Raw genomic sequence first — 22,865 nt, 5'->3', positions numbered from 1 at the left:
GGGCGGCCGTCTGCCGAAAGGACCCTCCCCGTGGCTGTTCCCAAGCGCAAGATGTCCCGCAGCAACACCCGCCACCGCCGGGCCCAGTGGAAGGCCACCGCGCCGGACCTGGTGCCCGTGACGGTGGACGGGGTGACCCTGCGGGTCCCGCGGCACCTGGTGCCCGCGTACCGGCGCGGCCTCCTGCGCCCGGAGGACTGACCCCTCCTCCCCCGCGTTGCGGGGGTGCGGGCCCCGGCGGAGACTGGCCGTGGGGGACGGCGGCCGAGAGGGCCTGGGCGATGGGCGAGTACGCGGACCTTCCTGGGGTCAGGACCTGGTACGAGACCGAGGGGACCGGCGAGCCGCTGGTCCTGCTGCACGGCGGTCTGTGCACCAACGACACCTGGGGAGCGCAGCGCCCCGATCTCGCCGCCGCGTACCGCCTCTTCCTGCCCGAGCGGCGCGCGCACGGCCACACGCCGGACGTGCCGGGTCCGCTCACCTACCGGGACATGGCCGAGGACACGGTGGCGTTCGTCGAGACCGTCGTGGGCGGCCCGGCCCACCTGGTCGGCTGGAGCGACGGCGGGGTCGTCGCCCTGCTCGTCGCCCTCGCCCGGCCCGAACTGGTGCGCAGGGCCGTGGTGATCGGAGCCACCTTCCGTCCCGGGACCGAGTGCTTCGCCGAGCCCGGCATGCTCGACGCGATGACGCCCGAGGGTCCGGACCTGGCGTTCTTCCGCGAACTGTACGAGGCCGTCTCGCCGGACGGCGCGGACCACTGGCCGGTGGTGGCGGCGAAGGTGCTCGACATGTGGCGCACCCAGCCGACGCTCACCACGGACGACCTGGCCCGCGTCCGGGCACCGACCCTCGTGATGGCCGGGGACGACGACCTGATGACGCTGGAGCACACCACCGCCCTGTACCGCGCCGTTCCCGGGGCGCAGCTGGCCGTCGTGCCCGGAGCCTCCCACCTGGTGCCGCTGGAGAAGGCGGCCCTGGTCAACGGGCTGATCCGGGACCACCTCACGCAGGGCGAGGTCGACACGATGTTGCCGGTCAGGCGGGCACACGCGCGCAGCGGCTGACCTGGCGTCAGGGGCGCGCGGGCACCGGGGCCACCGGGTCGAGCGCCAGGGCGGCGAAGGTCGCCAGCCAGTGGTCGGTGGTGAAGTCACCGCGCTCCACCGCCGGCAGGCCCGCCGTGAGATGCGCGGCTGCCGCCTCGGCCAGGCGGGCGCGGACCGGACCGTCGGGCAGGGCGTCGGCGAGGGAGCGCAGCGCGGCGGCCCTGCTGAGCGTCAGGCCGAGCAGATGGCCAATCTGCGGGTCGGCGTGGTCGGAGACGACCGGCACCTCCAGCAGGGCGCAGGGGGCGCCAGTCCCGAGTCCGGGCAGGAAGCGGTCGAGCCACCGCGCGAGCCGTTCCGGCGTGAGGACCCGGCGCATCGCGTCGGCCTCGGTGAGCGCCGGGGACAGGAAGTCCTGCCCCGACGGTTCCCAGTGCGCGGGCGCGTCGTGGTCGTCGGCGAACCAGCTCAGCAGCCGCTCCCGTACGGCCCGGTCGGTCCCGGCGGACAGTTCCCCCGAGTCGAGTGCGAGGCCCAGCGCGAAGGCGCTGTTGGGATGGTTCCCGTGGCGCACGGGATAGGTGGCCTTGGGCAGCCAGTCGGCCAGCAGCCCGTCGACGGCGTCCACCGCCGGCTTCAGCGCCCCGGTCCAGCGCTCGCCCTCCGCGCCTGCGTGCGCCCGGCACTCGGCGGCGAGCGCGAGCAGCCACGCCCAGCCGTAGGGGCGCTCGAAGGAGGGGCGGTCGCACAGGTAGGCGGCCTCGGTGGCGAGGTGGTCGGGGGTGAGGTGCCGGTCGAGCGCGGCGACGGCCGCGGTGGTGTCCGGCAGTGCGGGGGTGCCGCCGTGGCGGCGGAGCAGGCGGACGAGCAGCCAGTGCATGTGCACCGAGGAGTGCCAGTCGTAGGCGCCGTAGAAGGCGGGGTGCAGGGAGCGCGGTGCGAGCCGCTCGTCGGCGGAAGTGATCAGGTGGGCGGGGAAGTTGGGGTACTCGCGGGTGATGTTCGCCAGGGCGAGCTGGGCGAAGCGGGCCGCGTGGGCGCTGAGCGGCATCAGTGGGTGGCTCCTTCGGTGACCTTGAGGTCCCGCTCGGCGGGGGTGCTGGCGGCGGTGGCCAGCAGGGCGCGCAGGCCGTGGGCGACGGTGGCGGGCGGGAGGGCGGGCGCGGTGCCGTCGGGCACCTGTTCCGGCGCCCAGGGCACGTGCGCGAACCCGCCGCGTAGGTGCGGGAACTCGGTGGCGATGAGGTGGCCGAGGCCGTAGGCCACGTGGTTGCAGACGAAGGTGCCGGCCGTGTTGGAGACGGCGGCCGGGACCCCGGCCTCGCGCATCGCGGCGACGCACGCCTTGACGGGGAGGGTAGAGAAGTAGGCGGCGGGGCCGTCCGGGACCACCGGTTCGTCGATGGGCTGGGCACCGGCGTTGTCGGGGATGCGCGCGTCGTCGACGTTGATGCCGACCCGCTCGACGGTGACGCCGGGGCGTCCGCCCGCCTGGCCCAGGCACAGCACCAGGTCGGGGTGCTCCGCCCGGACGGCGTCGCGCAGGGCGTCGAGGGCCTCGCCGAAGACGCAGGGCAGTTCGGCCGCGGTGACCGTGAGCCCGGCGGGCGGTTCGGCGGCCACCAGGGAGGCCGCCTGCCAGGACGGGTTCACGCGCTCCCCGCCGAAGGGGGCGAAGCCGGTGATGAGGACACGGGTCATGGGCGTTCCTTGCCGTGCGGGTCGGAGGGCGGGGATCGGGGGCGGGGTCAGAAGGCGAAGAGCGCCATGATCACGGTGCAGCAGCCGAGCAGGGCGATGCCGGTCGGCAGCTGGGCCTTGATCGGCCCGTACTGGTCCTTCAGTTCGAGCAGGGTGGCCGGGACGATGTTGAAGTTGGCGGCCATCGGCGTGCACAGGGTGCCGGCGAAGCCGGCCAGCATGCCGATCGCGAGGACGGCGGGCTCGTTGCCGTGCATCTGCTGGATGAGGACGGGCCAGCCGATCGCCGCCGTCATCACCGGGAAGGCGGCGAAGGCGTTGCCCATGATGACGGTGAACAGGAACATGCCGACGCAGTAGGCGAGGACGGCCAGGTACTTCGAGTCGTCGGGCAGGATCTTGTTCATGATGTCGCCGACCTGGTCGCCGACCCCGGCGGCGGCGAAGATCGAGCCGAGTACGGCCAGCAGCTGGGGCAGCAGCAGGGCGGAGCCCATCGCCTCCAGCATGGAGCGGCCGGAGTGGATCGGGACGGAGAGCTTCTTCTCGCCGGTCACGAGCATGCCGACGACGAGCGCGGCGACGCAGCCGAGGCCGAGCCCGAGGAGGGTGGCCTTGCCCGTCTCGAACAGCCCGGACTCGTCGAGGACGGAGGCGCAGACGATGGCGACGAGCGGGATGGTCAGCGCCGGGATGAAGATCTTGTTGCCGAGCCGGGCGGCAGCGGCCTCGCGCTGCTCGCCGGTGGTGGTGACCGGGACGCCCTTGCCGAGGAAGTTGAAGCCGGCCAGCACGATCAGGGCGAGGACGGCGACGCCGAGCGGCTCGGCGGGCAGGGTCCAGCCGCCGTTGTCCGCGGTGGCGTTGGCGACGCCGGTGCCGTAGGGGAAGGTGAGTCCGAGCAGGCCCCAGAACGCGGCGGACGTCCACCGCTTGGGGTTGCTGCGGTCCGCGGCCATCTGCACGGCCATGACCACGAAGACGAGACCTATCAGCCAGTACAGCCATTCGACCTTGATCACTTGTCGGCCCCCTCGGGAAGCGGCAGGTCGTGCTCGGCGGCGGCCTGGGCCATCTCGCGTTCGAGCTGCCTGTCCATGAGCAGCAGCCGGGCGCCGTGGATGACGAAGGCGCAGACGGCCAGCGGGATCGCCCACAGGGCGAGCTGGGTCGGCTCGATGTCCTGGTGGTACGTGGAGTTCACGAAGCCGGTGATCAGCAGGATGGAGCCGATGGCGATGAAGCAGTCCTCGCCGAAGAAGACGCCCACGGTGTCGGCCGAGGCCGAGTAGGAGCGCACCTTCTCGCGCCACTTGTCGGTCAGCTTGGCCCCGGTGGAGCGTTCGGCGGCGGCCTCCGCCATGGGTGCCACCAGAGGTCGCACGGTCTGTGCCGGGCCGCCGATGCTGTTGAGGCCGAAGGCCGCGGTGACCTGCCGGACCAGCAGGTAGACGGTGAGGAAGCGGCCGGCGCTGAGCTTGCCCAGGCGGCCGATGAGGTTGCGGGCCTGCTCGCGCAGGCCGTAGCGCTCGAGCAGCCCGATCACCGGGAGCACGATGGCGTAGACGGTGACCGAGCGGCTGTCGGCGAACGACCGGCCGAAGGCCGCGAGGACCTCCAGCGGGTTCATCTTGCCGAGCAGTCCGGTGACGATACCGGCGACGCCCACCACGAGGACGGGGTTGCGGCGCGTGACGAATCCGAGGATCACCACGACCACACCGAGGAGAACGATCATTCGGTGGCCTTCTTCAGGCATGAGGGGGCAGGGCACGGATCCGGAGCTTCGGAACGTGACTCATCGGTCCCGGGGACCATAGCTCCAGATGTGTGGCAGATGCACGGACACTAGCGATCGTTGAACGATCTAACAAGAGGTGAATTCTCTCGTCCCCCGGAGCGCCCCGCGTGGGCGATCTCTTGTCGGATCGTTCAACGATCGTCTACTTTCGAGGTGTGATCGACCTCAACGCAGATCTCGGTGAGGGCTTCGGCCGCTGGACCCTCACCGACGACGACGCCCTGCTCTCCGTCGTCACCAGCGCCAACGTGGCCTGCGGTTTCCACGCGGGCGACCCCTCGGTGATGCGCCGCGTCTGCGACCTCGCCGCGGAGCGCGGGGTGCGGATCGGGGCGCAGGTGTCCTACCGCGACCTGGCGGGCTTCGGCCGGCGCGCCATGGACGTGCCCGCCGACGAGCTGGCCGCCGAGGTGGCGTACCAGGTCGGCGCCCTCCGGGTCTTCGCCGAGGCCGCCGGGGCCACGGTCGCCTACGTGAAACCGCACGGCGCGCTCTACAACCGCACCGTCCACGACGACGAGCAGGCCCGTGCCGTCGTGGCCGGGGTACGCCTGGCGGGCGGCGCGCTGCCCGTGCTCGGGCTCCCCGGCTCGCGGCTGCTCACGGCCGCCGCGGAAGCGGGGCTCACCGGCGTCCCGGAGGCCTTCGCGGACCGCGCGTACACCGCGGGGGGCACCCTGGTCCCCCGCCGCGAGGCGGGCTCGGTGGTGACGGACGCGGACGCGGTGGTGCGCCGCGCGGTGGCGCTCGCGGTGGAGGGCTCCGTCGAGGCCGTGGACGGTACGACGGTCGCGGTGGCCGCCCGCTCCCTGTGCGTGCACGGCGACACCCCGAACGCCGCCCGGATCGCCGCCCGGGTGCGCGAGGCGCTGGAGACGTCCGGGGTCGGGATCGGGGCGTTCGCATGACGGACGACGGCCGCACGGCGCCCACCGGGTCGCTCACGGCGCGTCCCGCCGGTCGCCGCGCCCTGCTGGTCGAGCTGCCCGACGCGGAGCGCACCGCCGCCTTCCACGCCGAGGTGCTGCGCCGGCGCGCGGCCGGGACGCTGCCGCCGGTCGAGGAGATCGTGCCGGGGGCGCGGACCGTGCTGCTGGACGGGGTGCCGGACCCGGCGGCGCTGGCCCGCCGGGTCACCGACTGGGAGGTGCCGCCGGTCGCGGACGACACGGGCGACGTGGTGGAGATCCCCGTGCGCTACGACGGGCCGGATCTGGCCGACGTGGCGGCCCGGTGGGGCGTCGGGCCCGACGAGGTCGGCGCCCTGCACGGCTCGCACACCTACCGGGTCGCGTTCTGCGGCTTCGCGCCCGGGTTCGGCTACCTCACCGGACTCCCCCCTCACCTGCACGTCCCCCGCCGGTCCACGCCCAGGACCCGCGTCCCGGCCGGGGCGGTGGCCCTCGCCGGTCCGTACAGCGCGGTCTATCCCCGCGCCACCCCGGGCGGCTGGCAGCTGATCGGCACCATGCCCGACCCCCGGCCGCTGTGGGATCCGGCGCGGGAGCGCGCGGCGCTCCTCACGCCGGGGACGCGTGTGCGGTTTGTCACGGCGGGCGGCGCGACGCCGGTGGGCACGGCGACGGGCAGCGCCGCGGCGGTCGGGGCAGGGCCGGAGGCCGGGGCATGACGGCCAAGCTCACGACCGTGCGCTCCGGGGCGCTCACGACGGTGCAGGACGCGGGCCGGCCCGGCCACGCCCACCTGGGCGTGCCCCGCTCCGGTGCGCTGGACGCGCCCGCGATGCGGCTGGCCAACCGCCTCCTCGGCAACGCACCCGACGCCGCCGTCCTGGAGACGACCCTGACCGGCTGCGCCCTGCGGCCCGACCAGGACGTCATCGCCGTGGTCGGCGGTGCGCCCTGCCCGGTGACGGTCGACGGCAAACCGGCCGCCTGGGGCGCCCCGGTGCGGGTGCCCGCGGGTTCGGTCCTGGACGTGGGGGCGGCCACCGCGGGCGTCCGCTCGTACGTGGCCGTCGCGGGCGGCATCGCCGCCGAACCCGTCCTCGGCAGCCGCTCGACGGACCTGCTGTCGGGCCTCGGCCCGGCGCCCCTGCGGGACGGGGAGGTCGTCGCGGTGGGCACGCCCGCGCGGCCGGTGCCGCCGCCGGTGGCCGCCCCCTGGCCCGGACCGCCCGCCGAACTGGTCCTGCCGGTCCGCCCGGGCCCCCGCGCCGACTGGTTCACCCCGGCCGCACTGCGCACGTTCACCTCGGCCGCCTACCGGGTCTCCCCGCACAGCAACCGCATCGGCCTGCGCACCGAGGGACCGCCGCTGGAACGCGCGTCGGCGGGCGAACTGCCCAGCGAGGGCATGGTCCTGGGGGCGGTGCAGGTCCCGCCGGACGGACGGCCGGTGCTTTTTCTGCACGACCACCCGACGACGGGCGGCTACCCGGTCGTCGCGGTGGTCCCGGAGCCCGCGCTGGCCGCGGCGGCCCAGGCCCCGGCCGGAACCCCGGTGCGCTTCACGCTCGCCTGACGGCGAGCGGGCCGGCCGCCGCGCCGACCGCGTACCAGAACAGGTCCGGTGCGTTGAAGGTGGAGCCGAGGACCAGGCGGGCCGCCGTGCTCTGCCGGGCGAGGTGCGCGGGCACGTCGGTGAGCTGGAGGAACTCCACGCCCCAACTCACCGCCAGGGCCACCGCGGCGGCCTTCACCGGTGCCGTCCTCGGCGCCACCACGAGGACGAGGGCGAACAGCAGCAGGGTGTACAGCGCGTCCCCGCCGTACTTGGCCACCTCCCCCGCCGCCACGGCCCTGAGCGCGAGCCCGGCACCGGCGATCACCGCCGCGGCCGCCGCGGCCACGAGGCGCGTGCGGGTGCCCGTCGGCGCGGGCGTCGGATCGTCCCGTACGGCGCCCCGGGTGGAGGAGGAGGTCATGCGTCCATTGTGCGGTCGCCCGGGTCACGGGTGTGTCTACGCCCCTCCCGGTGCCGAGCCGCTGGAGGTCGGCAGGTGGGGACGCCCGGGAGCCGGGCGGCGGCCACGCAGGCCAGCCACGCGGGTGGAGGTGGTCGTCGCCTGCGGCCGGACGCCCACGTCCGTCCCCCGGGTCGGGAAGGACGTGGTGTCGACGCCGCCCTCGGTCCACAGATAGGTGACGGTCACCCAGCCGTTGTCGTCGAGGCCCACGTTGAAGAAGGTGCCGTCGGCGAGGTCGATGCCCGCCGGGTTGGCGACCTGCCGGCCGAACTCGTCGCGTCCGCCGTTGTACCCGTCCTCGTAGGCGGCCTGCGCCTCGGGCAGCCCCTGCGGCAGGTCCTTCCACTGCTCGCGCTGCGCCGAGGGGTTCCAGTGGTCGTCGTGGGTGTTCCACGGGCCGACGTCCCACACCGGCGCCGTCTCGCAGCGGGCGGGCCCGCACACCTGCACCGCGTACTGGCCGCTGCCTTTCGGCGACAGGGCGCGGCGGGAGGGGAGCGCCACGAAGTGGTCGTCGGCCTGGATGATGTGCCCGTTGGCGGTGGTGTACCCGACCAGGCCCTCGCGGGTGGCGTAAACCGGGGCGGCGAAGGCGGAGGCCCTGGTCTCCGGTGCGGGATCGGCGGGGGCGCCGCCCGCGTCGTCCGCCGTCAGGGTCACCGCCCGTACGACCGCGGTGGGTTCGCCCTTGGCGTTCCACAGGGTGAGCCGGGCCTGGACGTCGACGACGTCGCGGGGCAGTTCGGCCGGGGCGTCGGCCGTGGCCCGGCGCCACTCGGTCCAGGTTCCGTCGGCCGCGCGTCCGCGCACGTCGACCTCGACGCTCGCGGTGCCGGGCACCGTCGCGTCGAGGTCCACGGCGACCCGGTTCACGGGCCGGTCCACGTGGTGCGGCTCCAGCACGGCGGAGGCGTAGCCGCGGTCCCGGCCGAGGGAGGCGGGGCTGAGGGAGCCGTCCCGTACCCGCAGGGCGCCCGCGTCGTAGCGGACGTTGACGTCGTCGGCGCCGGTCGACGTCAGGTCGGCACGCCACGACACCTCGGCGGGCGGACTCGGGGCGGCGGGGGCGGGGGCGGCGGCGAGGGTCGTACCGGCGAGGGCGAGCAGGCACACCGTGCCGCTCAGGGCGCGGGTCGTGCGGGGTCCGCGGCGCGGGGCGGGGCCGCGGCGCCGGGGGCGAAGGGTCAGCATGTGGGCACTCCTGAGAGCCAGGCGTCGTTGCTGTAGCCGTCGTACTCGACGAGGCCGCCGTGGACCTGGCAGGCCACGCGGACGGACGCCGGTCCGGGCAGAGCCGCCACCCGTGCGGAGTCGATCGTCGACCGCTGACGGACGCTCACGTCCGGCCTCCGGGTGGGGAAGAGGCGGCCGGGGGACGGCTGGCCGGTCAGGGCATGTGCGGTCGCGACGCCTCATGCGCTTCGCGCGCGTCCGGCGGGGAGTCCGCAGGACATGGGGGGCGAACACACCTGCGGGAGAAAGGAGTTGTCCGCGCACTGGCCGTCGCACGATGGATCGCCAAACTTGACGCGCGCAAGGCATTGCAGCCTGAGCGAAAGAACCCGCCCGCCGCGCTCACCTCGGCGGGCTGATCCCCCGGACGGTCAGCTCCAGCAGGCGTCGCCCCTCGGCGGCGGGGTCGGCATGGCGTTCGGTGGCCAGGGCGATGCCCGTGACCAGCGCGAGGAGGTCGGCGGCGGTGACGTCCGGCGCCACCGCCCCGCTCTCCACCGCGCGCCGCAGCAGCGGCTCGACAGCCCCTTCGAGCTTGACCGAGCAGGCGCTCACCCGCTCAGGTTCGACCAGTCGGTCCTGAGCCAGCGCCTCGGCCATGCCCCGTGCGGACGCGGCGTACTCGGTGAGCCCCTCCAGCCAGTCCAGGAGGGCGGCGCGGGCGTCCACCGTGTCCGCCGACGCGGCCGCACGGGCGCACAGCGCCTCGATCCGCTCGCGGAACACCGCTTCCAGCAAGGCGCTTCGCCCGGGGAAGTGCCTGCGCACCGTGGCCGAGCCGACACCCGCGACGCGGGCGATCCGCTCCAGGGATGCCTCGGCGCCGTGCGCGGCGACCTCGTCCTCGGCGACGGCCAGGATCCGGGCGTAGTTGCGCCGTGCGTCCGCGCGCTGGTGCTGGGGCATGGCGTCCTCTCGGCATTGCTAAACGGCGGGACCCTCCGTATCGTACCCGGCAGCTAAGTGGCGGACCCCGCCACTTATTCCACCCCTCACCCGGGAGGCTCACCCATGCCCGACTCCTCCGCACCCGTCCTCGTCACCGGCGCGACCGGCAAGCAGGGGGGCGCGACCGCCCGCGCCCTGCTGAAGTCCGGCGTTCCGGTCCGGGCCCTGGTCCGCGACCCCTCGACCGAGCGGGCCGCGGCGATCGCGGCGCTCGGCGCCGAGCTGGTCGTCGGGGACCTGGACGACCGCGACTCGGTGGTCCGGGCCGCCGAAGGGGCCCGCGCCGTCTTCTCGGTCCAGATACCCGACTTCGAGCGCCGCGGCTTCGAGGGGGAGGTCGCCCAGGCCGTCCACCTGATCGAGGGCGCGCGGGAGGCCGGAGTGCCCCAGTTCGTCCACACCTCCGTCTCGGGCGCCGGACAGCACACCAGCTGGGTGAAGGACCGCTGGGGATGGATGGAGCCCTACTACACGGCGAAGGCCGGGATCCAGGACCGGGTGCGGGAGGCGGGGTTCACGCACTGGACGATCGTCAAGCCGAGCTATTTCATGGAGAACCTGCTCCCCTCGGAGGCCATCGTCTTCCCCCGGGGCGTACAGGGCGGCCTGGTGAGCCTTCTGAAGCCCTCGACCCGGCTGGCGCTGATCGCGGTCGACGACATCGGTGCGGCCGCCGCGGCCGCCGTGGCGGAACCGGAGCGGTTCGACCGGGTGGAACTGGAGCTGGCGAGCGATCTGCTGACGATGCGGGAGATCGCCGAGATCCTCTCCGCGCACCTGGGCACGACCCTGACCCCGCCCGACATGACCGAGGACGAGGCGGTCGCCGCCGGGATGCCGGACATGGGGTTCGGACAGGCGTCTCTCAACGAGTTCCCCCAGCCCGCCCACCCGCGGTTCGCCCGCGACCTGGGCATTCCCCTCACCCCCTTCAGGACCTGGGCCAGGGCGCACCTGCCGGCGTCGGACTGACGCTCGACGCTCCGGGCGACACGGAGTCAGCTGTACAGCTCAACCTGTACAGCTCATCCTGTGCAGCTTAGTCTGGAGCGCATGAGCGAGAACGAGAGCCTCTCCCCCTCGGCAGTCCGGGCCTCGCGGGAGGTCCGGGCGGTCATCAGCCGACTGCGCCGGCGCATCCTCAAGGCCTCCGAGGTCGAGGATCTCACCCTGGGCCAGGCCTCGGTGCTGGCCCGGCTGTCCGACCAGGGGGGCGTCACGGCCAGCGAACTCGCCGCGACCGAAGGGGTCAGGCACCAGTCGATGACGGCGACCGTCACCGCGCTCGCCTCCATGGGGCTGGTGGAGCGGCACCCCGACCCGGACGACGGACGGCGCCTGCTGATCACGCTGACCGCGGAGGGCGTCCGCCGCGTGGAGGAGGGGCGGCAGGCCCGCACGGAATGGCTCGCCGGGCGGTTGCAGGACCGGTGCACCGAGGAGGAGCGCCGGACCGTGATCGCGGCCATGGCCGTGCTGGAGCGACTGAACCGTGACTGACGCGCAGGACGACTGACGACTCCTGATCCCCGCGCTCACCGGGCGTCTCCTCCGGACGGCCCCTGGTTGCCGGAGCCGCCCGCGTTCAGGTGCTCCAGCGCCTCGACCAGTTCGTGGCAGGCGCGCTCCACCGACCGTCTGGTGTTGAGCTGTTCGCTGATCACGGAGGAGAGCAGGAGAGCGGTCAGTCCCAGGGACCCGTTGAACGCCTGGAGTCTCATCATCGTCTCGATGTCGGTCAGTCTGCCGAAGGAGCCGGCCTCCTGCCGGGCCACGACGGTGGCCGTCACCGACATGAACAGGGCGCAGGGGATGCCGCCCGCCAGCTGGAAGCGCAGCGCCGACCAGATCAGGATCGGAAACGCCAGGAACAGCAGGCTGACCGAGCTGTACATGATCAGCGGCACCAGGACGCAGACGACGACGGTGAGTCCGACGGCCTCGGTCCAGCGCACGGACGGGGGCGGCCGGCGAACGCGGTACAGCAGGAGCAGCAGCGGGGTGACGAGGACGACGCCCATGGCGTCGCCGACCCACCAGGCCAGCCAGACGATCCCGAGGTGGTCGGTGGGGAGTTTGTCCGACAGCACGAGCATGCCGACGCCCGTTCCCGAGCTGATCAGCATCGCGGTCAGCGCGCCCAGGAAGACCAGGGCCAGTCCGTCGCGCAGGCGGCTCAGGCTCACCCGGAAGCCCACGGCGCGCAGCATCAGCCAGGCGCAGACGGGGGCGACGGTGTTGCCGGCCATGATGCCTACGGCCTCGGCCCCGGGAGCCCCCAGGGAGAGGATGACCAGCAGCGCGCCCAGGGCGATGCCCGGCACGCACCACGGTCCGAACAGGAGGAGACAGGCCACCGCGAGGCCGGTGGGCGGCCAGATGGGCGTAACGACCGACCCGTCGGCGGTCAGCTGCTGCGACAGCCCCAGCCGCCCCGCCGCGTAGTAGCAGCCGGCGACCAGCAGCGTCGCGCAGGCGAGGACGACCGGTCGCGGCCATGCACGGATACCCACCACGCAGCCATCAGACACCGGTGCGGCCGGGTCAGCGAGGTGAGAGGCGCACCGTCCCGCCCTCCGGCGTAACGCCCCGCCCGTCATGGCCGACGACGAGCACGGCCGCGTCGTCCTCGTGTCCGATCAGCTCGGCGTTCTTGAGCACGGCGGCCGCCAGCGCGTGCGCCTCCATGCCGACGGCGGCGGCGAGGCTCGCCAGCCGCACCACCCGTTCCAGACCCTCGTCGACGTTCAGCGACGGCCCTTCCACCACGCCGTCCGTGACCAGGACGAACACTCCGCCGGTGCCGAGCCGGTACCGGGTCACCGGGTAGTCGGTGCCCTCCAGGACGCCCAGCGGGGGTCCGCCCTCGTCCCGGCAGACCTCCGCCCTGCCGTCCGCCGTGGCCCGGACGCAGGGGATGTGGCCGGCCCGGGCGCTCTCCAGCAGTCCGGTCGCGGGGTCGTAGCGCATGAAGGTGCAGGTGGCGAACAGGTCCTTGTTGAGGGAGAGGACCAGTTCGTTGGTGCAGGCGAGGAGGTCGCCGGGTTCGCTGGTCACCGAGGCGAGTGCGCGCAGGCCGACGCGAACCTGGCCCATGAAGGCGGCCGCGTCGATGGCGTGGCCCTGGACGTCCCCCACGGAGAGGCCGATCCGGCCGTCGGGGAGGGTGAAGGCGTCGTACCAGTCGCCGCCCACGTTGAGTCCGGCGTACGCCGGTGAGTAGCACGCGGCCAGGTGGATGCCGGGTACGGCGGGCAGGGCCGCGGGGAGCATGTCGCGTTGCAGGGCGATCGCCAGCTCCACCTGCGACCGCCGCAGCTCGGCGAGCTCCTTCGCCTGCGTGGTCAGCGAGGCCAGCCGGGCGAGCAGCTCTTCTCCGTCAGGTGCGGGATGCTTGCGGAACATCGACCACTCCCCGCCAGGCCGCCTCCCGGCAGGAGCCTCTCGGCCCCCCGGACAGTGCAAGTCTGTCACCCGGGCGGGAAAAGGTCATGCGGGAGCCGTCCGGGGGCGGCGACGGGCGGGCGGGCGGGCGGCAGGCACGGAACGCACGGCCGGGCGGACGGGCCCCGCAGCCACGCCGGAGAGCACGGCGCCTCGGCCGCGGGCAGCCGGCGGGCACGCCCCGCGCCGCCGGAAAGCGCGGCGGGTTCCGTACCCTTGCCGCATGCGCATGCGGCCCACTTTGAGCTGGACCCCGGGAGCGGACCTGCCGCCGGGCACCACGGACCTGGCACCCGTCGCCGACGCGCTGCGCGCCGGGGGTGTGCTGGTGCTCAGCGGGGCGGGCATCTCCACGGAGTCGGGCATCCCCGACTACCGGGGCGAGGGCGGGAGCCTGAGCCGGCACACGCCGATGACCTACCAGGACTTCACCGGCTCGCCCGAGGCCCGCCGCCGGTACTGGGCGCGCAGTCACCTCGGCTGGCGCACCTTCGGGCGGGCCCGTCCCAACGTGGGGCACCGGTCGGTGGCGGCGTTCTGGCGGCACGGCCTGCTCACCGGCGTGATCACCCAGAACGTCGACGGACTGCACCAGGCCGCGGGCAGCGAGGGCGTCGTGGAGCTCCACGGCAGCCTGGACCGGGTCGTCTGCCTGACCTGCGGCGACCTCAGCCACCGCCGCGAACTCGCCCGGCGCCTGGAGGAGGCCAACGCGGGCTTCGCGCCGGTGGCCGCCGGCATCAACCCGGACGGCGACGCCGACCTCACCGACGAGCAGGTCGGGGACTTCCGGGTGGTGTCCTGCACGGTCTGCGGCGGCATCCTCAAACCGGACGTGGTGTTCTTCGGCGAGAACGTGCCGCCGGAGCGCGTCGAGCACTGCCGCGAGCTGGTGCGCGGGGCGTCCTCGCTGCTGGTCCTCGGCTCCTCGCTGACGGTGATGTCCGGGCTCCGCTTCGTCCGCCAGGCAGCCGACGCGGGCAAGCCGGTCCTGATCGTCAACCGCGACGCCACCCGCGGCGACCGGCTGGCCGTCACCCGGGTCGCGCTCCCGCTGGGACCGGCCCTGACGACCGTGGCCGACCGGCTCGGCGTCTGCGTGGAGGCCGCGGCGACGGCCTGACCAGGCAACCCGCCGGATGCCGGGGAGCGGAATCTCCCCGCGCCACCCCCTTGACCGTGGTCCCCGCACTCCATACAGTCCTCGCACCTCACGAGGTACATCGATTAACCAATCGTTAACCGCTTGGTTGGAGACCACCCCTGTGCGCTCATCGCTGACGCGGCGCGAGCTGCTCGCCGCCGGTTCCGGTCTGGCCGCGGCCGCTGCCCTGCCCGCTCTGTCCGGCTGCTCGTCGTTGGCGTCGGCGGACTCCGACCCGGACACCCTCGTCGTCCACACCCAGCTCGGCACCACCGCGCCGGGCTCCCCCACGTATCTCGCCGCGGTGGACCGCTTCCGCGAGGAGAACCCGGGGGTGAAGGTCAAGAACCTCGTCAACGGCGACGACCTCGCCCAGGTCTACGAGACCTCACGGCTGGCCCGCAAGGAGGCCGACGTCGTGATGGTCAACCTCTACGACAAGACGCTGGCCTGGACGGACGTGGGCGCGACGGTCGACGTCAAGCCCTACCTCGACGACTGGGGGCTACGCGAGCGCGTCCTGCCCGCCGCACTGACCGACTGGACCGACGATCAGGGCAGGCTCCGGGCGTTTCCCTACTTCGCCACGAACTGGCCCGTGGCCTACAACCGCGCCCTGCTCGACCGGGCCGGGGTCGACACGATCCCCACCACCGGGGACCATCTGATCGCCGCCGCCCGCAAGCTGCGCGCCAAGGGCATCGCCCCGGTGACCGTGGGCGGCAACGACTGGACCGGCCAGAAGCTGCTGGCGCAGATCATCCAGACCTTCCTCTCCCCGGACGAGGCCCGGCACGTCTACTCCACCGGTGACTTCGGCGGTCGCGGCGCGCGCCTGGGCATCGAGTACTTCACGCACCTGCGGGACGCCGGTGTGTTCGCGGACAAGGCACAGGGCCTCACCTCCGACTCGATGACCACGCAGTTCAACACCGAGGAGGCGGCCGTGCAGTCGGCGATGTCCTCCGCCCTGGCCAAGGTGCCCGAGAAGGTGGCCCGGCACACGGAGGTCGGCGGCTGGCCGCTGGCCGACGGGGCGGCGCACGACGCTCCCACCGTCATCCGCGCCTCCACCCTCATCGGCTTCTGGATCAGCCCCAACGGCGTCCGCAAGATCGAGCACGTCGAGAGGTTCCTGCGGTTCATGTACCGCCCGGACGTCGTGGCGCGGTTCGTGACGGAGAGCGGCCGGGACATGGCCCTGCGCACGGACGCCGTCTCCACCGGCTTCCCGCTGGTCGGGGCGGCCCAGCGGCTCGGCTCCGAGGTGAGCCAGGTGCTGCTGCCCGACGTGTACGTGCCGCCCGCCGCCGCGCAGCCGCTGATCACCGCGACCAGCACGTCGTTCACCCGGGGCACCGCCCCGGCCCGGGTGCGCGCCGCCCTCGAGTCCGCGTACCGGTCCGCATGAGCCGCCCGGACGCCCCCGGCTGCGCCGTCCGGTTCCCCCTCGTCCCCCTCCCCCGTTCCACCCGTTCTCCGGGAGTCACCGCATGACGACGCTCACCACGACGCCGGACGGCAGCGCGGCCCCGGGGTCCGCCCCGCCCGCATCCCCCGCCCCGGCCGCGCGCCGGCCCCGGCAGGGCGGCACCGTCCTCGCGGTGCCCGCGCTGGTGTGGTACCTGGTCTTCATGGTCGGGCCGCTGGTCGCGATCTTCGTGATCGCGGTCCTGCACTGGCCGGGCATGCTCCAGCCGGTGTCCTTCGCGGGCCTCGACAACGTGCGGGTGGTGCTGGACGACCCGGTGTTCTGGGACGCGGTCCGCAACACCGCCGTGCAACTGGCCGTCGCCGTCCCGGTGATGATCGTCTGCGCGTACATGCTGGGGTACTACGTAGCCCAGCGGCCGCCCGGTCACCGGGTCATCCGGTACCTGCTCTTCATCCCGGGGCTGATCTCGACCCCCGCGAAGGCGATGGTCTTCTACGCGGCCCTGTCACCGGACGGCCTGCTCAACGGCGGGCTGGAGAGCGTCGGCCTCGGCTCCCTGGCCGACGCCTGGCTGGCCTCGCCGTCGACGGCCCTGGCGTGTCTGATCGCCCTGGACATCTGGGCCGGCATCGGCTTCACCGCCGTCCTGTTCGCCGCGCGGCTGGGCAGTGTGCCGGACGAGTTGGGGGAGGCCGCGCAGCTGGACGGGGCGGGGCACTGGCGGACGATGTGGTCGGTGCACTTCCCCGTCATCCGTGACTACGTCGGCGTGGTGACGATGCTCCAGTTCCTGTGGACGCTGTTCGGCTCCGCCCAGCACGTGCTGCTGCTCACCCAGGGCGGTCCGGGCACCTCGTCCACCACGCTGTCGTTCCTCGTCTACCAGAAGGCGTTCATCGCCGCCGACCTCGGCTACAGCCAGACCGTCGGCGTCCTCCTCTTCCTCGTCGGACTCGTCGGGCTGCTGACGATCCGCCGTGTCTTCCGCCAGAACTACTGATCGGAGCAGCACTGATGAAGCTCGGCAAGCGCTGGCTCCCGGCCCACATCCTGGTGTGGACTTACGCGGTGCTGCTCGTCGTCCCGCTGTACTACTTCCTCGCCTCGGCGTTCAAGTCGAACGACGAGATCTTCGCGCACCCCTTCGCCCCGCCGTCCTCCCTGGGGCTCGGCAACTTCCGCACCGCGTTCGAGAGCGCCGACCTCGGGCTCGCGGTCGTCAACTCGGCGCTGGTGACGGTGTTCTCGCTGGCGCTCACGCTGCTGCTGGCGATCCCGGCCTCGTTCGCGCTGGCGCGTTCGACGGGGCGGCTGGCGGGCGTGGTCGAGAAGGTCTTCTCGCTGGGCTTCCTGATCCCGACGTTCGCGGCGCTGTTCCCCACCTTCCTCCTGGCGGCGGCCACCGGACTGTTCCACACCCGTGTCTTCATGGTGCTGTTCCTCCCGGCCACGGCGCTGCCGCTGTCGGTGGTGATCCTGGTGCAGTTCATGCGCACCATCCCGCCGGAGATGGAGGAGGCCGCCCGGCTGGACGGGGCGTCCACCTTCGCGGTGCTGCGGCACGTGTACACGCCGATGTGCCTGCCGGGCATCGCCACGGTGCTGCTGCTGAACTTCCTGACCTTCTGGAACGAGTACCTGTACTCGCTGGTCATCATCGGCCCCGACCCGGCGCAGCGCACGGTCCAGGTGGCCCTGCCCACGCTGAAGTCGATCACCGGCACGGACTACGGCGTGCTGACGGCGGGCACGGTGCTGACCCTGGTGCCGGTGTGGCTCGTCTACACCCTGCTCCAGAAGCGCATGCAGCAGGCCCTGGTCAGCGGGGCGGTGAAGATGTGAGCGTCCCCACCGAGCGGGCCGGTCGCCGGCCCACCATCAAGGCGGTCGCGGCGGCGGCCGGGGTGTCGACGGCCGCCGTGTCCCAGGCCTTCAACAACAAGGGCCGGCTCGCCGAGGCGACCCGGCGCCGGATCCTCGACACCGCGCTGGAGCTGGGCTGGTCGCCCAGCGCCTCCGCCGCGGCGCTGCGCAACGCGCGCACCCGCAGTCTCGCCCTGGTGGTGCGGCGTCCCACGGACGTGCTGGGCTCCGACCCGCACTTCAGTGAGCTGATCACCGGCATAGAGGGCGAGTTGGCGCCGCGCGGCTACGGTCTGCTGCTGCACCTGGTCAGCGGTCACCGCGAGGAGAACGCGCTGTACGAGCGGCTCGCGGCCGAGGGCCGGGTGGACGGCGCCGTGCTCACCGACGCCCGCGACGACGACGCCCGGCCCGCGCTGCTCGCCCGCCTCGGGCTGCCCGCCGTCCTGCTCGGTTCGCCCGACGACACGGCCGTCGTCCCGCGCGTCGGACTGCGCGACCAGGGCGCGGGGATCGCCGAGGCGGTCACACACCTGCTGGGCCTCGGCCACCGGCGCGTCGCCTACGTCAGCGGTCCGCCCGAACTCCAGCACACGCGGGTACGCCGGGCCGCCTTCGAGGGCGCCCTGCGCGAGGCGGGACTGCGCCCGTTCGCGGTGCTGCCCACCGACTTCAGCGAGCGGCACGCCGTCGGCGCCACCGAGGCGCTCCTCGACGCCGCCGACCGCCCCACCGCGATCGTGTACGCCAACGACTCGATGGCGGTCTGCGGCATCGGCACCGCGCAGCGCGCCGGACTGGTCGTGCCCCGGGACGTGTCCGTCGTCGGCTACGACAACCTGCCGCTCGGTTCCTGGCTCCACCCGCGGCTGACCACCGTCGACCAGCAGGTGCAGCGGGTGGGCGCCGCCGCCGCGCGCATGCTCCTCGCCCTGTGCGGCGAGGAGGTCGAGGACACCGCGCTGGCCGAACGGCCCCGCCTGGTCGTCCGCGAGTCCACGGGGCCCGCCCTCACCTGACCACCGCCCCCGGCCGCGGGTCACCGCGGCCACGCACCCTCCGCACCCCCACCACCCGAGAAGGACCATGCGACGCCACAGCGCCCAGCTCACCCACCAGACCGACGTCCTGCCCTGGCTCGGCGCCAACTTCTGGTCCCGCACCGGCGGCCCGCTGATGTGGCGGAGCTACGACCCGCAGACCGTCCGCGAGGAACTGCGCGTGCTCGCCGACCACGGCCTCAACACCACCCGGTCCTTCTTCTACTGGCCGGACTTCCACCCGGAGCCCGACCGGATCGACGACGAACTGTGCGCGCGCTTCGCGGACTTCCTCGACGCCCACACGGAGACGGGCATGGGGACCATACCCACCTTCATCGTCGGCCACATGTCCGGCGAGAACTGGGACCCCGCCTGGCGCGGCAACCGTGACCTGTACGAGGACGTGTGGATGGTCGGCCGCCAGGCGTGGTTCGTCTCCCGCATGGCGCGGCGCTTCAAGGACCACCCGGCGGTCACGGGCTGGCTGATCACCAACGAGATGCCGGGGTACGGGCGGATCTACCAGGTCGACCCGCCGTCCTCGGACGTGGTGACCGCGTGGGCGCAGGCGATGTGCAACGCGGTGCGGGCGACGGGCGCGCGGCAGCCGGTGTCGCTGGGCGACGGCGCGTGGGGCATCGAGGTCACCGGCCGGGACAACGGCTTCTCGCTGCGGGAGACGGCCGAGTACGTGGACTTCGTGGGCCCGCACGTGTACCGCTCGGACACCGACCGGCCGCGGCAGCACTACCGTGCCGCCTTCGAGTGCGAGCTGGCCTCGGTGACCGGACAGCCCGTGGTGCTGGAGGAGTTCGGGCTGTCCACGGACACGGTCTCGGCCGCCAACGCGGGGATCTTCTACCGGCAGACCCTGCACAACTCGCTGCTGGGCGGGGCGACCGGCTGGCTCGCCTGGAACAACACCGACTACGACGACCTGTGGGACCGGTCCCCCTACGACCACCACCCCTTCGAGATGCACTTCGGCATCACCGACTCCACCGGGGCGCCGAAGGAGCCGCTGCGGGAACTGGCCGCCTTCGCGGAGGTGTTGAAGGCGGTGGACTTCCGGCGCTGCTCCCGCACGGACGCGGACGCCGCCCTGGTCGTCCCCGCCTTCCTCGAACGGGGCTACCCCTACAGCCGCCCCGCCGACCGGCCGCTCATCTTCACCTCCCTGCACCAGGGTTACGTCACCGCGCGCGCCGCCGACCTGCCGGTGGCCCTGACCCGCGAGGCCGACGGACTGCCGGGCGAGGCGTCGCTCTACCTGCTGCCCGCCACCCGGCAGCTCACCACCCGCACCCGCAGGGCGCTGGCCCGCCGGGCCGCCGAGGGCGCCACCGTCTACCTGTCCTTCTGCTCCGGCGAGCACCCGGCCACCCGCGGCCCCTGGTTCGACGACCTCGACGGGCTCTTCGGCGTGGAGCTGCAACTGTCGTACGGCGTCGCCGAGCCGATCGAGGACGACGTGCTGGAGATGACGTTCACCGAGGACTTCGGCGACCTGCGGGCCGGCGAGGTGCTGCGCTTCCCGGTCGCCGGGAACGAGGACAGCCGCGCCTATCTGCCGGTCGTACCGCGTGCGGGCCGGGTCGTCGCGGTGGACGCCCACGGGCGGCCGGCCCTGATCGTCCACGAGACGGGGGTGGGCCGGACGGTGCTGGCCACGTATCCGCTGGAGCACATGGCGGCCCGCACGGCACGCGTCAACCCCGATGTCACACAGCGGCTCTACGCGGCCCTGGCGCAGGTGGCGGGCGTGCGGCGGCCCGTCACGGTCGCCGATCCGCACGTGTCGGCGGACGTCCTCGTCCACGCCGACGGCCGCCGCTTCGTGTGGCTGGTCAGCCAGAGTCCCGAGCGGCTCGTGGTCCGTCCGGCCGCCGACGGGACGCTGCACGGCCTGGCCGACGGCGCCCCGGTGGAGGACGTGGCGCTGGAGGCGTACGGCGTAGTGGTGCTGGAGCTGCGATGACCCCGCCCCGCTACCGCGACCCCGCCGCGCCGGTGCCGGACCGCGTCCGCGACCTGCTGGGCCGCATGACCCTGGCGGAGAAGGTCGGTCAGCTCAACCAGCGCATGTACGGCTGGGACGCCTACGAACGCGCCGGGGAGGGGCACCGCCTCACCGACGCCTTCCGCGCGGAGGTCGCCGCCTTCGACGGCATGGGCGCGCTGTACGGGCTCCAGCGGGCCGACGCCTGGTCCGGCGTCGGCTTCGCGGACGGCCTGGACGCCGGGGACGGGGCGCGCACGGCGGCGGCGGTGCAGCGGTACGTCATGGACCGCACCCGGCTGGGCATCCCCGTCCTGCTGGTGGAGGAGATGCCGCACGGCCACCAGGCGCTGGACGGCACGGTCCTCCCGGTCAACCTCGCGGTCGGCGCCACCTGGGACCCGGAGCTGTACGCGGACGCGGTGGCCGGGGCGGCCGCCGAACTGCGCGCGCGGGGCGCGCACCTCGCGCTGGTGTCGGCGCTCGACCTGGTGCGTGATCCGCGCTGGGGGCGCAGCGAGGAGTGCTTCGCCGAGGACCCGTACCTCGCCGCGCGGATGACCGAGGCGCTCGTCGAGGGCGCGCGGCGGGCGGGGGTGGCCGTGGTCCTCAAGCACTTCGCCGGGCAGGGTGCCACGGTCGGCGGCCGCAACAGCGCGGCGACGGAGCTGGGACCGCGGGAACTGCACGAGGTGCATCTGGCGGCGGCCCGGGCCGGGGTGGCGGCGGGTGCGGCCGGGTTGATGGCCGCCTACAACGAGTTCGACGGGGTGCCCTGCGCCGCGAACCGGTACCTGCTGACCGACCTGCTCCGTGCGGAGTGGGGGTTCGAGGGCGTCGTCATGGCCGACGGCACCGCGGTGGACCGGCTGGTGCGGCTGACCGGCGATCCGGTGTCGGCGGGGGCGCTGGCCCTGAACGCCGGATGCGATCTGAGTCTGTGGGACCACTCCTTCACCCGGCTGGGCGAGGCGGTGGAACGCGGGCTGGTGTCCGAGTCGGCGCTGGACGCCGCGGTGGCGCGGGTCCTCGCGCTGAAGTTCCGTCTGGGCCTGTTCGAACAGCCGCTGCCGCCGGCCCGGTCCGAGTCCGTGGGGCTGCCGGACCCCGCCGAGCTGGGCGAGCGCGTCGCCCGCGCGTCGGTGACCCTGCTCGCCCACGAGGGCGGTGTGCTCCCGCTGTCCCGTACGGTGCGGCGGATCGCGGTCCTCGGCCCGAACGCCGACTCGCTCGCCCAGCAGATCGGCGACTACACGGCGCCGCAGCGGCCCGGCGCGGGGATCACCGTCCTGGAGGGCATCCGTGCGGCGGCGGGGCCCGGCACCGAGGTGGTGCACGGGCGGGGGTGCGCCCTGGTGGGTGACGAGGTGGCGGACGTGCCGGCGGCCGTCGGTCTGGCGGCCGGCTCGGACGTGGCCGTGCTGGTGCTCGGCGGTTCCAGCGCCCGCTCCGCGGAGACCGTCTTCGACGCGAACGGGGCCGCCGTGACCGGTGCCGGAACGCCGTCCGGCATGACCTGCGGCGAGGGTGCCGACCTGGCGGACCTGGCGCTGCCGCCCGCGCAGCGGGCCCTGCTGGCCGCGGTGTCGGCGACCGGAACCCCGTTCGTGGTGGTGCTGGTCCAGGGCCGCCCGCACGCTCTGCCCGAGCTGGACGCGCCAGCGGCGGCGGTGCTGAGCGCCTGGTACCCGGGGCCGCGGGGTGGCCGTGCCGTGGCCGAGGTGATGTTCGGCGACGCCGAGCCCCGCGGCCGGCTGCCGGTCTCCGTGCCCCGGTCGGCCGCCCAGCTGCCCGTCCACTACAACGGCAAGGACCACCGCTACCGCGGTTACGCCGACCAGAGCGCCGGTCCGCGCCACGCCTTCGGGCACGGCCTGTCGTACACGAGCGTCGCGTACGGGGCGCCGCGACTGTCGCGCTCCCGGGTCGGCGCGGACGCCCCACGTCTGACCTGCCGGGTCACGGTCCGCAACACGGGGGCCCGGCCGGCCGAGGAGACGGTGCAGCTGTATGTGCGCCGGCTGTCCGGGGGCACGTCCTGGCCGCGGGTGCGCGAGCTGCGGGGCTTCGTCCGCCTGAGCATCGCGCCCGGCGACGAGGCCGAGGCGGTCTTCGAGGTGGGCCCGGACACGCTGGCCTCGGTGGGACGCGACCTGCGGCTCGCCGTGGAGCCGGGGGTGGTCCAGCTGGAGACGGGCCCGTCGTCGGACCGGACGACGGGCGCCCGGCTGGAGATCACCGGCTCGGAATCGAACGCAACTTAGGTTAGC

Annotated in this window: 24 protein-coding genes; 14 read left to right on the top strand and 10 right to left on the bottom strand. The window is 73.8% G+C overall.

Translation table 11 applies throughout. The annotated features are described in order from the left end of the window. Positions 1–30 precede the first annotated feature (30 nt). Both rpmF and ACIRGB_RS22030 read left to right on the top strand, forming a co-directional pair. Positions 31–201, top strand: coding sequence for a 50S ribosomal protein L32 (rpmF, locus tag ACIRGB_RS22035; protein ID WP_403867603.1), 171 nt, complete (start codon positions 31–33; stop codon positions 199–201). Between the two features lie 80 nt (positions 202–281). Then, the gene (locus ACIRGB_RS22030) at positions 282–1,073 is read left to right on the top strand and encodes an alpha/beta fold hydrolase (protein ID WP_403867600.1); all 792 of its coding nucleotides are present in this window, start codon (positions 282–284) and stop codon (positions 1,071–1,073) included. 7 nt (positions 1,074–1,080) lie between these two features. Here the strand turns inward: ACIRGB_RS22030 and ACIRGB_RS22025 are convergent, their stop codons facing one another. The 4 genes from ACIRGB_RS22025 to ACIRGB_RS22010 are packed head-to-tail and all read right to left on the bottom strand — an operon-like array spanning position 1,081 to position 4,494. Continuing rightward, complete coding sequence (locus ACIRGB_RS22025; RefSeq protein WP_403867597.1) at positions 1,081–2,106, bottom strand: DUF2891 domain-containing protein; 1,026 nt, start codon at positions 2,104–2,106, stop codon at positions 1,081–1,083. After that, on the bottom strand, positions 2,106–2,756 hold the full coding sequence (pcp, locus tag ACIRGB_RS22020; RefSeq protein WP_403867594.1) for a pyroglutamyl-peptidase I: 651 nt from the start codon (positions 2,754–2,756) through the stop codon (positions 2,106–2,108). The genes ACIRGB_RS22025 and pcp overlap by 1 nt, the downstream gene beginning before the upstream one ends. Before the next feature lie 47 nt (positions 2,757–2,803). Then, positions 2,804–3,778, bottom strand: a complete 975-nt coding sequence (locus ACIRGB_RS22015; protein WP_403867591.1) for a DUF979 domain-containing protein — start codon at positions 3,776–3,778, stop codon at positions 2,804–2,806. Then, positions 3,775–4,494, bottom strand: a complete 720-nt coding sequence (locus ACIRGB_RS22010) for a DUF969 domain-containing protein (protein WP_403867589.1) — start codon at positions 4,492–4,494, stop codon at positions 3,775–3,777. Before ACIRGB_RS22010 ends, ACIRGB_RS22015 begins: the two co-directional genes overlap by 4 nt. A 218-nt stretch (positions 4,495–4,712) precedes the next feature. Between ACIRGB_RS22010 and ACIRGB_RS22005 the strand changes: the two genes are divergently transcribed. Genes ACIRGB_RS22005 through ACIRGB_RS21995 form a run of 3 tightly spaced genes read left to right on the top strand, consistent with a single transcriptional unit; the run spans position 4,713 to position 7,041 of the window. Beyond that, the gene (locus ACIRGB_RS22005) at positions 4,713–5,465 is read left to right on the top strand and encodes a LamB/YcsF family protein (protein ID WP_403867586.1); all 753 of its coding nucleotides are present in this window, start codon (positions 4,713–4,715) and stop codon (positions 5,463–5,465) included. After that, positions 5,462–6,187: an allophanate hydrolase subunit 1 gene (locus ACIRGB_RS22000; RefSeq protein WP_403867583.1), complete on the top strand. Its 726-nt coding sequence runs from the start codon at positions 5,462–5,464 to the stop codon at positions 6,185–6,187. The genes ACIRGB_RS22005 and ACIRGB_RS22000 overlap by 4 nt, the downstream gene beginning before the upstream one ends. Then, entirely contained in the window at positions 6,184–7,041 is an 858-nt protein-coding gene (locus tag ACIRGB_RS21995) for a biotin-dependent carboxyltransferase family protein (protein WP_403867581.1), read from the top strand. The genes ACIRGB_RS22000 and ACIRGB_RS21995 overlap by 4 nt, the downstream gene beginning before the upstream one ends. Here the strand turns inward: ACIRGB_RS21995 and ACIRGB_RS21990 are convergent. From ACIRGB_RS21990 to ACIRGB_RS21975, 4 genes are all read right to left on the bottom strand, one after another. Beyond that, on the bottom strand, positions 7,028–7,444 hold the full coding sequence (locus ACIRGB_RS21990; RefSeq protein WP_403867578.1) for a DUF2809 domain-containing protein: 417 nt from the start codon (positions 7,442–7,444) through the stop codon (positions 7,028–7,030). The two genes, ACIRGB_RS21995 and ACIRGB_RS21990, sit on opposite strands and share 14 nt — an antisense overlap. 36 nt (positions 7,445–7,480) lie before the next feature. Further along, positions 7,481–8,677 carry a hypothetical protein gene (locus tag ACIRGB_RS21985; protein WP_403867575.1) on the bottom strand — a complete coding sequence of 399 codons (1,197 nt, stop codon included), beginning with the start codon at positions 8,675–8,677 and terminating at the stop codon, positions 7,481–7,483. Beyond that, complete coding sequence (locus ACIRGB_RS21980; RefSeq protein ID WP_403867572.1) at positions 8,671–8,826, bottom strand: hypothetical protein; 156 nt, start codon at positions 8,824–8,826, stop codon at positions 8,671–8,673. The genes ACIRGB_RS21985 and ACIRGB_RS21980 overlap by 7 nt, the downstream gene beginning before the upstream one ends. Positions 8,827–9,061: 235 nt before the next feature. Then, on the bottom strand, positions 9,062–9,625 hold the full coding sequence (locus tag ACIRGB_RS21975) for a TetR/AcrR family transcriptional regulator (protein ID WP_403867569.1): 564 nt from the start codon (positions 9,623–9,625) through the stop codon (positions 9,062–9,064). A 105-nt stretch (positions 9,626–9,730) separates the two neighbouring features. Here ACIRGB_RS21975 and ACIRGB_RS21970 point away from each other — a divergent pair, with 105 nt between their 5' ends. Next, on the top strand, positions 9,731–10,639 hold the full coding sequence (locus ACIRGB_RS21970; protein WP_403867566.1) for an NmrA/HSCARG family protein: 909 nt from the start codon (positions 9,731–9,733) through the stop codon (positions 10,637–10,639). 81 nt (positions 10,640–10,720) lie between these two features. Further along, positions 10,721–11,167: a MarR family winged helix-turn-helix transcriptional regulator gene (locus ACIRGB_RS21965; protein ID WP_403867563.1), complete on the top strand. Its 447-nt coding sequence runs from the start codon at positions 10,721–10,723 to the stop codon at positions 11,165–11,167. Between the two features lie 35 nt (positions 11,168–11,202). On the opposite strand, the gene ACIRGB_RS21960 is transcribed toward ACIRGB_RS21965, so the two are convergent. Beyond that, entirely contained in the window at positions 11,203–12,183 is a 981-nt protein-coding gene (locus ACIRGB_RS21960) for an MASE1 domain-containing protein (RefSeq protein WP_403867560.1), read from the bottom strand. Between the two features lie 28 nt (positions 12,184–12,211). Next, positions 12,212–13,072 (bottom strand): PP2C family protein-serine/threonine phosphatase, encoded by an 861-nt coding sequence (locus ACIRGB_RS21955; protein WP_403867557.1) that lies wholly within the window; start codon positions 13,070–13,072, stop codon positions 12,212–12,214. 262 nt (positions 13,073–13,334) lie between these two features. Between ACIRGB_RS21955 and ACIRGB_RS21950 the strand changes: the two genes are divergently transcribed. The 7 genes from ACIRGB_RS21950 (at position 13,335) to ACIRGB_RS21920 (ending at position 22,859) form a co-directional block, all read left to right on the top strand. Beyond that, a complete protein-coding gene (locus tag ACIRGB_RS21950) occupies positions 13,335–14,234 on the top strand; it encodes an NAD-dependent protein deacetylase (protein WP_403867554.1) in 900 nt (299 codons plus the stop codon). Between the two features lie 142 nt (positions 14,235–14,376). Continuing rightward, complete coding sequence (locus ACIRGB_RS21945) at positions 14,377–15,666, top strand: ABC transporter substrate-binding protein (RefSeq protein ID WP_403867551.1); 1,290 nt, start codon at positions 14,377–14,379, stop codon at positions 15,664–15,666. A gap of 82 nt (positions 15,667–15,748) precedes the next feature. Beyond that, entirely contained in the window at positions 15,749–16,690 is a 942-nt protein-coding gene (locus ACIRGB_RS21940) for a carbohydrate ABC transporter permease (RefSeq protein WP_403867548.1), read from the top strand. A 14-nt stretch (positions 16,691–16,704) separates the two neighbouring features. After that, positions 16,705–17,532 carry a carbohydrate ABC transporter permease gene (locus ACIRGB_RS21935; protein WP_059296537.1) on the top strand — a complete coding sequence of 276 codons (828 nt, stop codon included), beginning with the start codon at positions 16,705–16,707 and terminating at the stop codon, positions 17,530–17,532. Continuing rightward, positions 17,529–18,572 carry a LacI family DNA-binding transcriptional regulator gene (locus tag ACIRGB_RS21930; RefSeq protein ID WP_403867545.1) on the top strand — a complete coding sequence of 348 codons (1,044 nt, stop codon included), beginning with the start codon at positions 17,529–17,531 and terminating at the stop codon, positions 18,570–18,572. Before ACIRGB_RS21935 ends, ACIRGB_RS21930 begins: the two co-directional genes overlap by 4 nt. A gap of 67 nt (positions 18,573–18,639) precedes the next feature. Next, positions 18,640–20,574: a cellulase family glycosylhydrolase gene (locus ACIRGB_RS21925; RefSeq protein ID WP_403867542.1), complete on the top strand. Its 1,935-nt coding sequence runs from the start codon at positions 18,640–18,642 to the stop codon at positions 20,572–20,574. Continuing rightward, positions 20,571–22,859: a glycoside hydrolase family 3 N-terminal domain-containing protein gene (locus ACIRGB_RS21920; protein ID WP_403867539.1), complete on the top strand. Its 2,289-nt coding sequence runs from the start codon at positions 20,571–20,573 to the stop codon at positions 22,857–22,859. The genes ACIRGB_RS21925 and ACIRGB_RS21920 overlap by 4 nt, the downstream gene beginning before the upstream one ends. Positions 22,860–22,865 lie beyond the last annotated feature (6 nt).

This window comes from Streptomyces sp. NPDC102490 (genome assembly GCF_044765285.1).
Taxonomy (GTDB): Bacteria; Actinomycetota; Actinomycetes; order Streptomycetales; family Streptomycetaceae; genus Streptomyces.
The sequence above is the reverse complement of the archived record's forward strand: the minus strand, read 5'-3'. Positions and strand labels throughout refer to the sequence as shown.

Bases quoted from the DNA above. Each gene is read 5' to 3' on its own strand.
- ACIRGB_RS22030 (WP_403867600.1), top strand. From the start codon at position 282: ATGGGCGAGTACGCGGACCTTCCTGGGGTCAGGACCTGGTACGAGACC.
- ACIRGB_RS22025 (WP_403867597.1), bottom strand. From the start codon at position 2,106: ATGCCGCTCAGCGCCCACGCGGCCCGCTTCGCCCAGCTCGCCCTGGCG.
- pcp (WP_403867594.1), bottom strand. From the start codon at position 2,756: ATGACCCGTGTCCTCATCACCGGCTTCGCCCCCTTCGGCGGGGAGCGC.
- ACIRGB_RS22010 (WP_403867589.1), bottom strand. From the start codon at position 4,494: ATGATCGTTCTCCTCGGTGTGGTCGTGGTGATCCTCGGATTCGTCACG.
- ACIRGB_RS22000 (WP_403867583.1), top strand. From the start codon at position 5,462: ATGACGGACGACGGCCGCACGGCGCCCACCGGGTCGCTCACGGCGCGT.
- ACIRGB_RS21995 (WP_403867581.1), top strand. From the start codon at position 6,184: ATGACGGCCAAGCTCACGACCGTGCGCTCCGGGGCGCTCACGACGGTG.
- ACIRGB_RS21990 (WP_403867578.1), bottom strand. From the start codon at position 7,444: ATGACCTCCTCCTCCACCCGGGGCGCCGTACGGGACGATCCGACGCCC.
- ACIRGB_RS21985 (WP_403867575.1), bottom strand. From the start codon at position 8,677: ATGCTGACCCTTCGCCCCCGGCGCCGCGGCCCCGCCCCGCGCCGCGGA.
- ACIRGB_RS21975 (WP_403867569.1), bottom strand. From the start codon at position 9,625: ATGCCCCAGCACCAGCGCGCGGACGCACGGCGCAACTACGCCCGGATC.
- ACIRGB_RS21970 (WP_403867566.1), top strand. From the start codon at position 9,731: ATGCCCGACTCCTCCGCACCCGTCCTCGTCACCGGCGCGACCGGCAAG.
- ACIRGB_RS21965 (WP_403867563.1), top strand. From the start codon at position 10,721: ATGAGCGAGAACGAGAGCCTCTCCCCCTCGGCAGTCCGGGCCTCGCGG.
- ACIRGB_RS21955 (WP_403867557.1), bottom strand. From the start codon at position 13,072: ATGTTCCGCAAGCATCCCGCACCTGACGGAGAAGAGCTGCTCGCCCGG.
- ACIRGB_RS21950 (WP_403867554.1), top strand. From the start codon at position 13,335: ATGCGCATGCGGCCCACTTTGAGCTGGACCCCGGGAGCGGACCTGCCG.
- ACIRGB_RS21940 (WP_403867548.1), top strand. From the start codon at position 15,749: ATGACGACGCTCACCACGACGCCGGACGGCAGCGCGGCCCCGGGGTCC.
- ACIRGB_RS21935 (WP_059296537.1), top strand. From the start codon at position 16,705: ATGAAGCTCGGCAAGCGCTGGCTCCCGGCCCACATCCTGGTGTGGACT.
- ACIRGB_RS21925 (WP_403867542.1), top strand. From the start codon at position 18,640: ATGCGACGCCACAGCGCCCAGCTCACCCACCAGACCGACGTCCTGCCC.
- ACIRGB_RS21920 (WP_403867539.1), top strand. From the start codon at position 20,571: ATGACCCCGCCCCGCTACCGCGACCCCGCCGCGCCGGTGCCGGACCGC.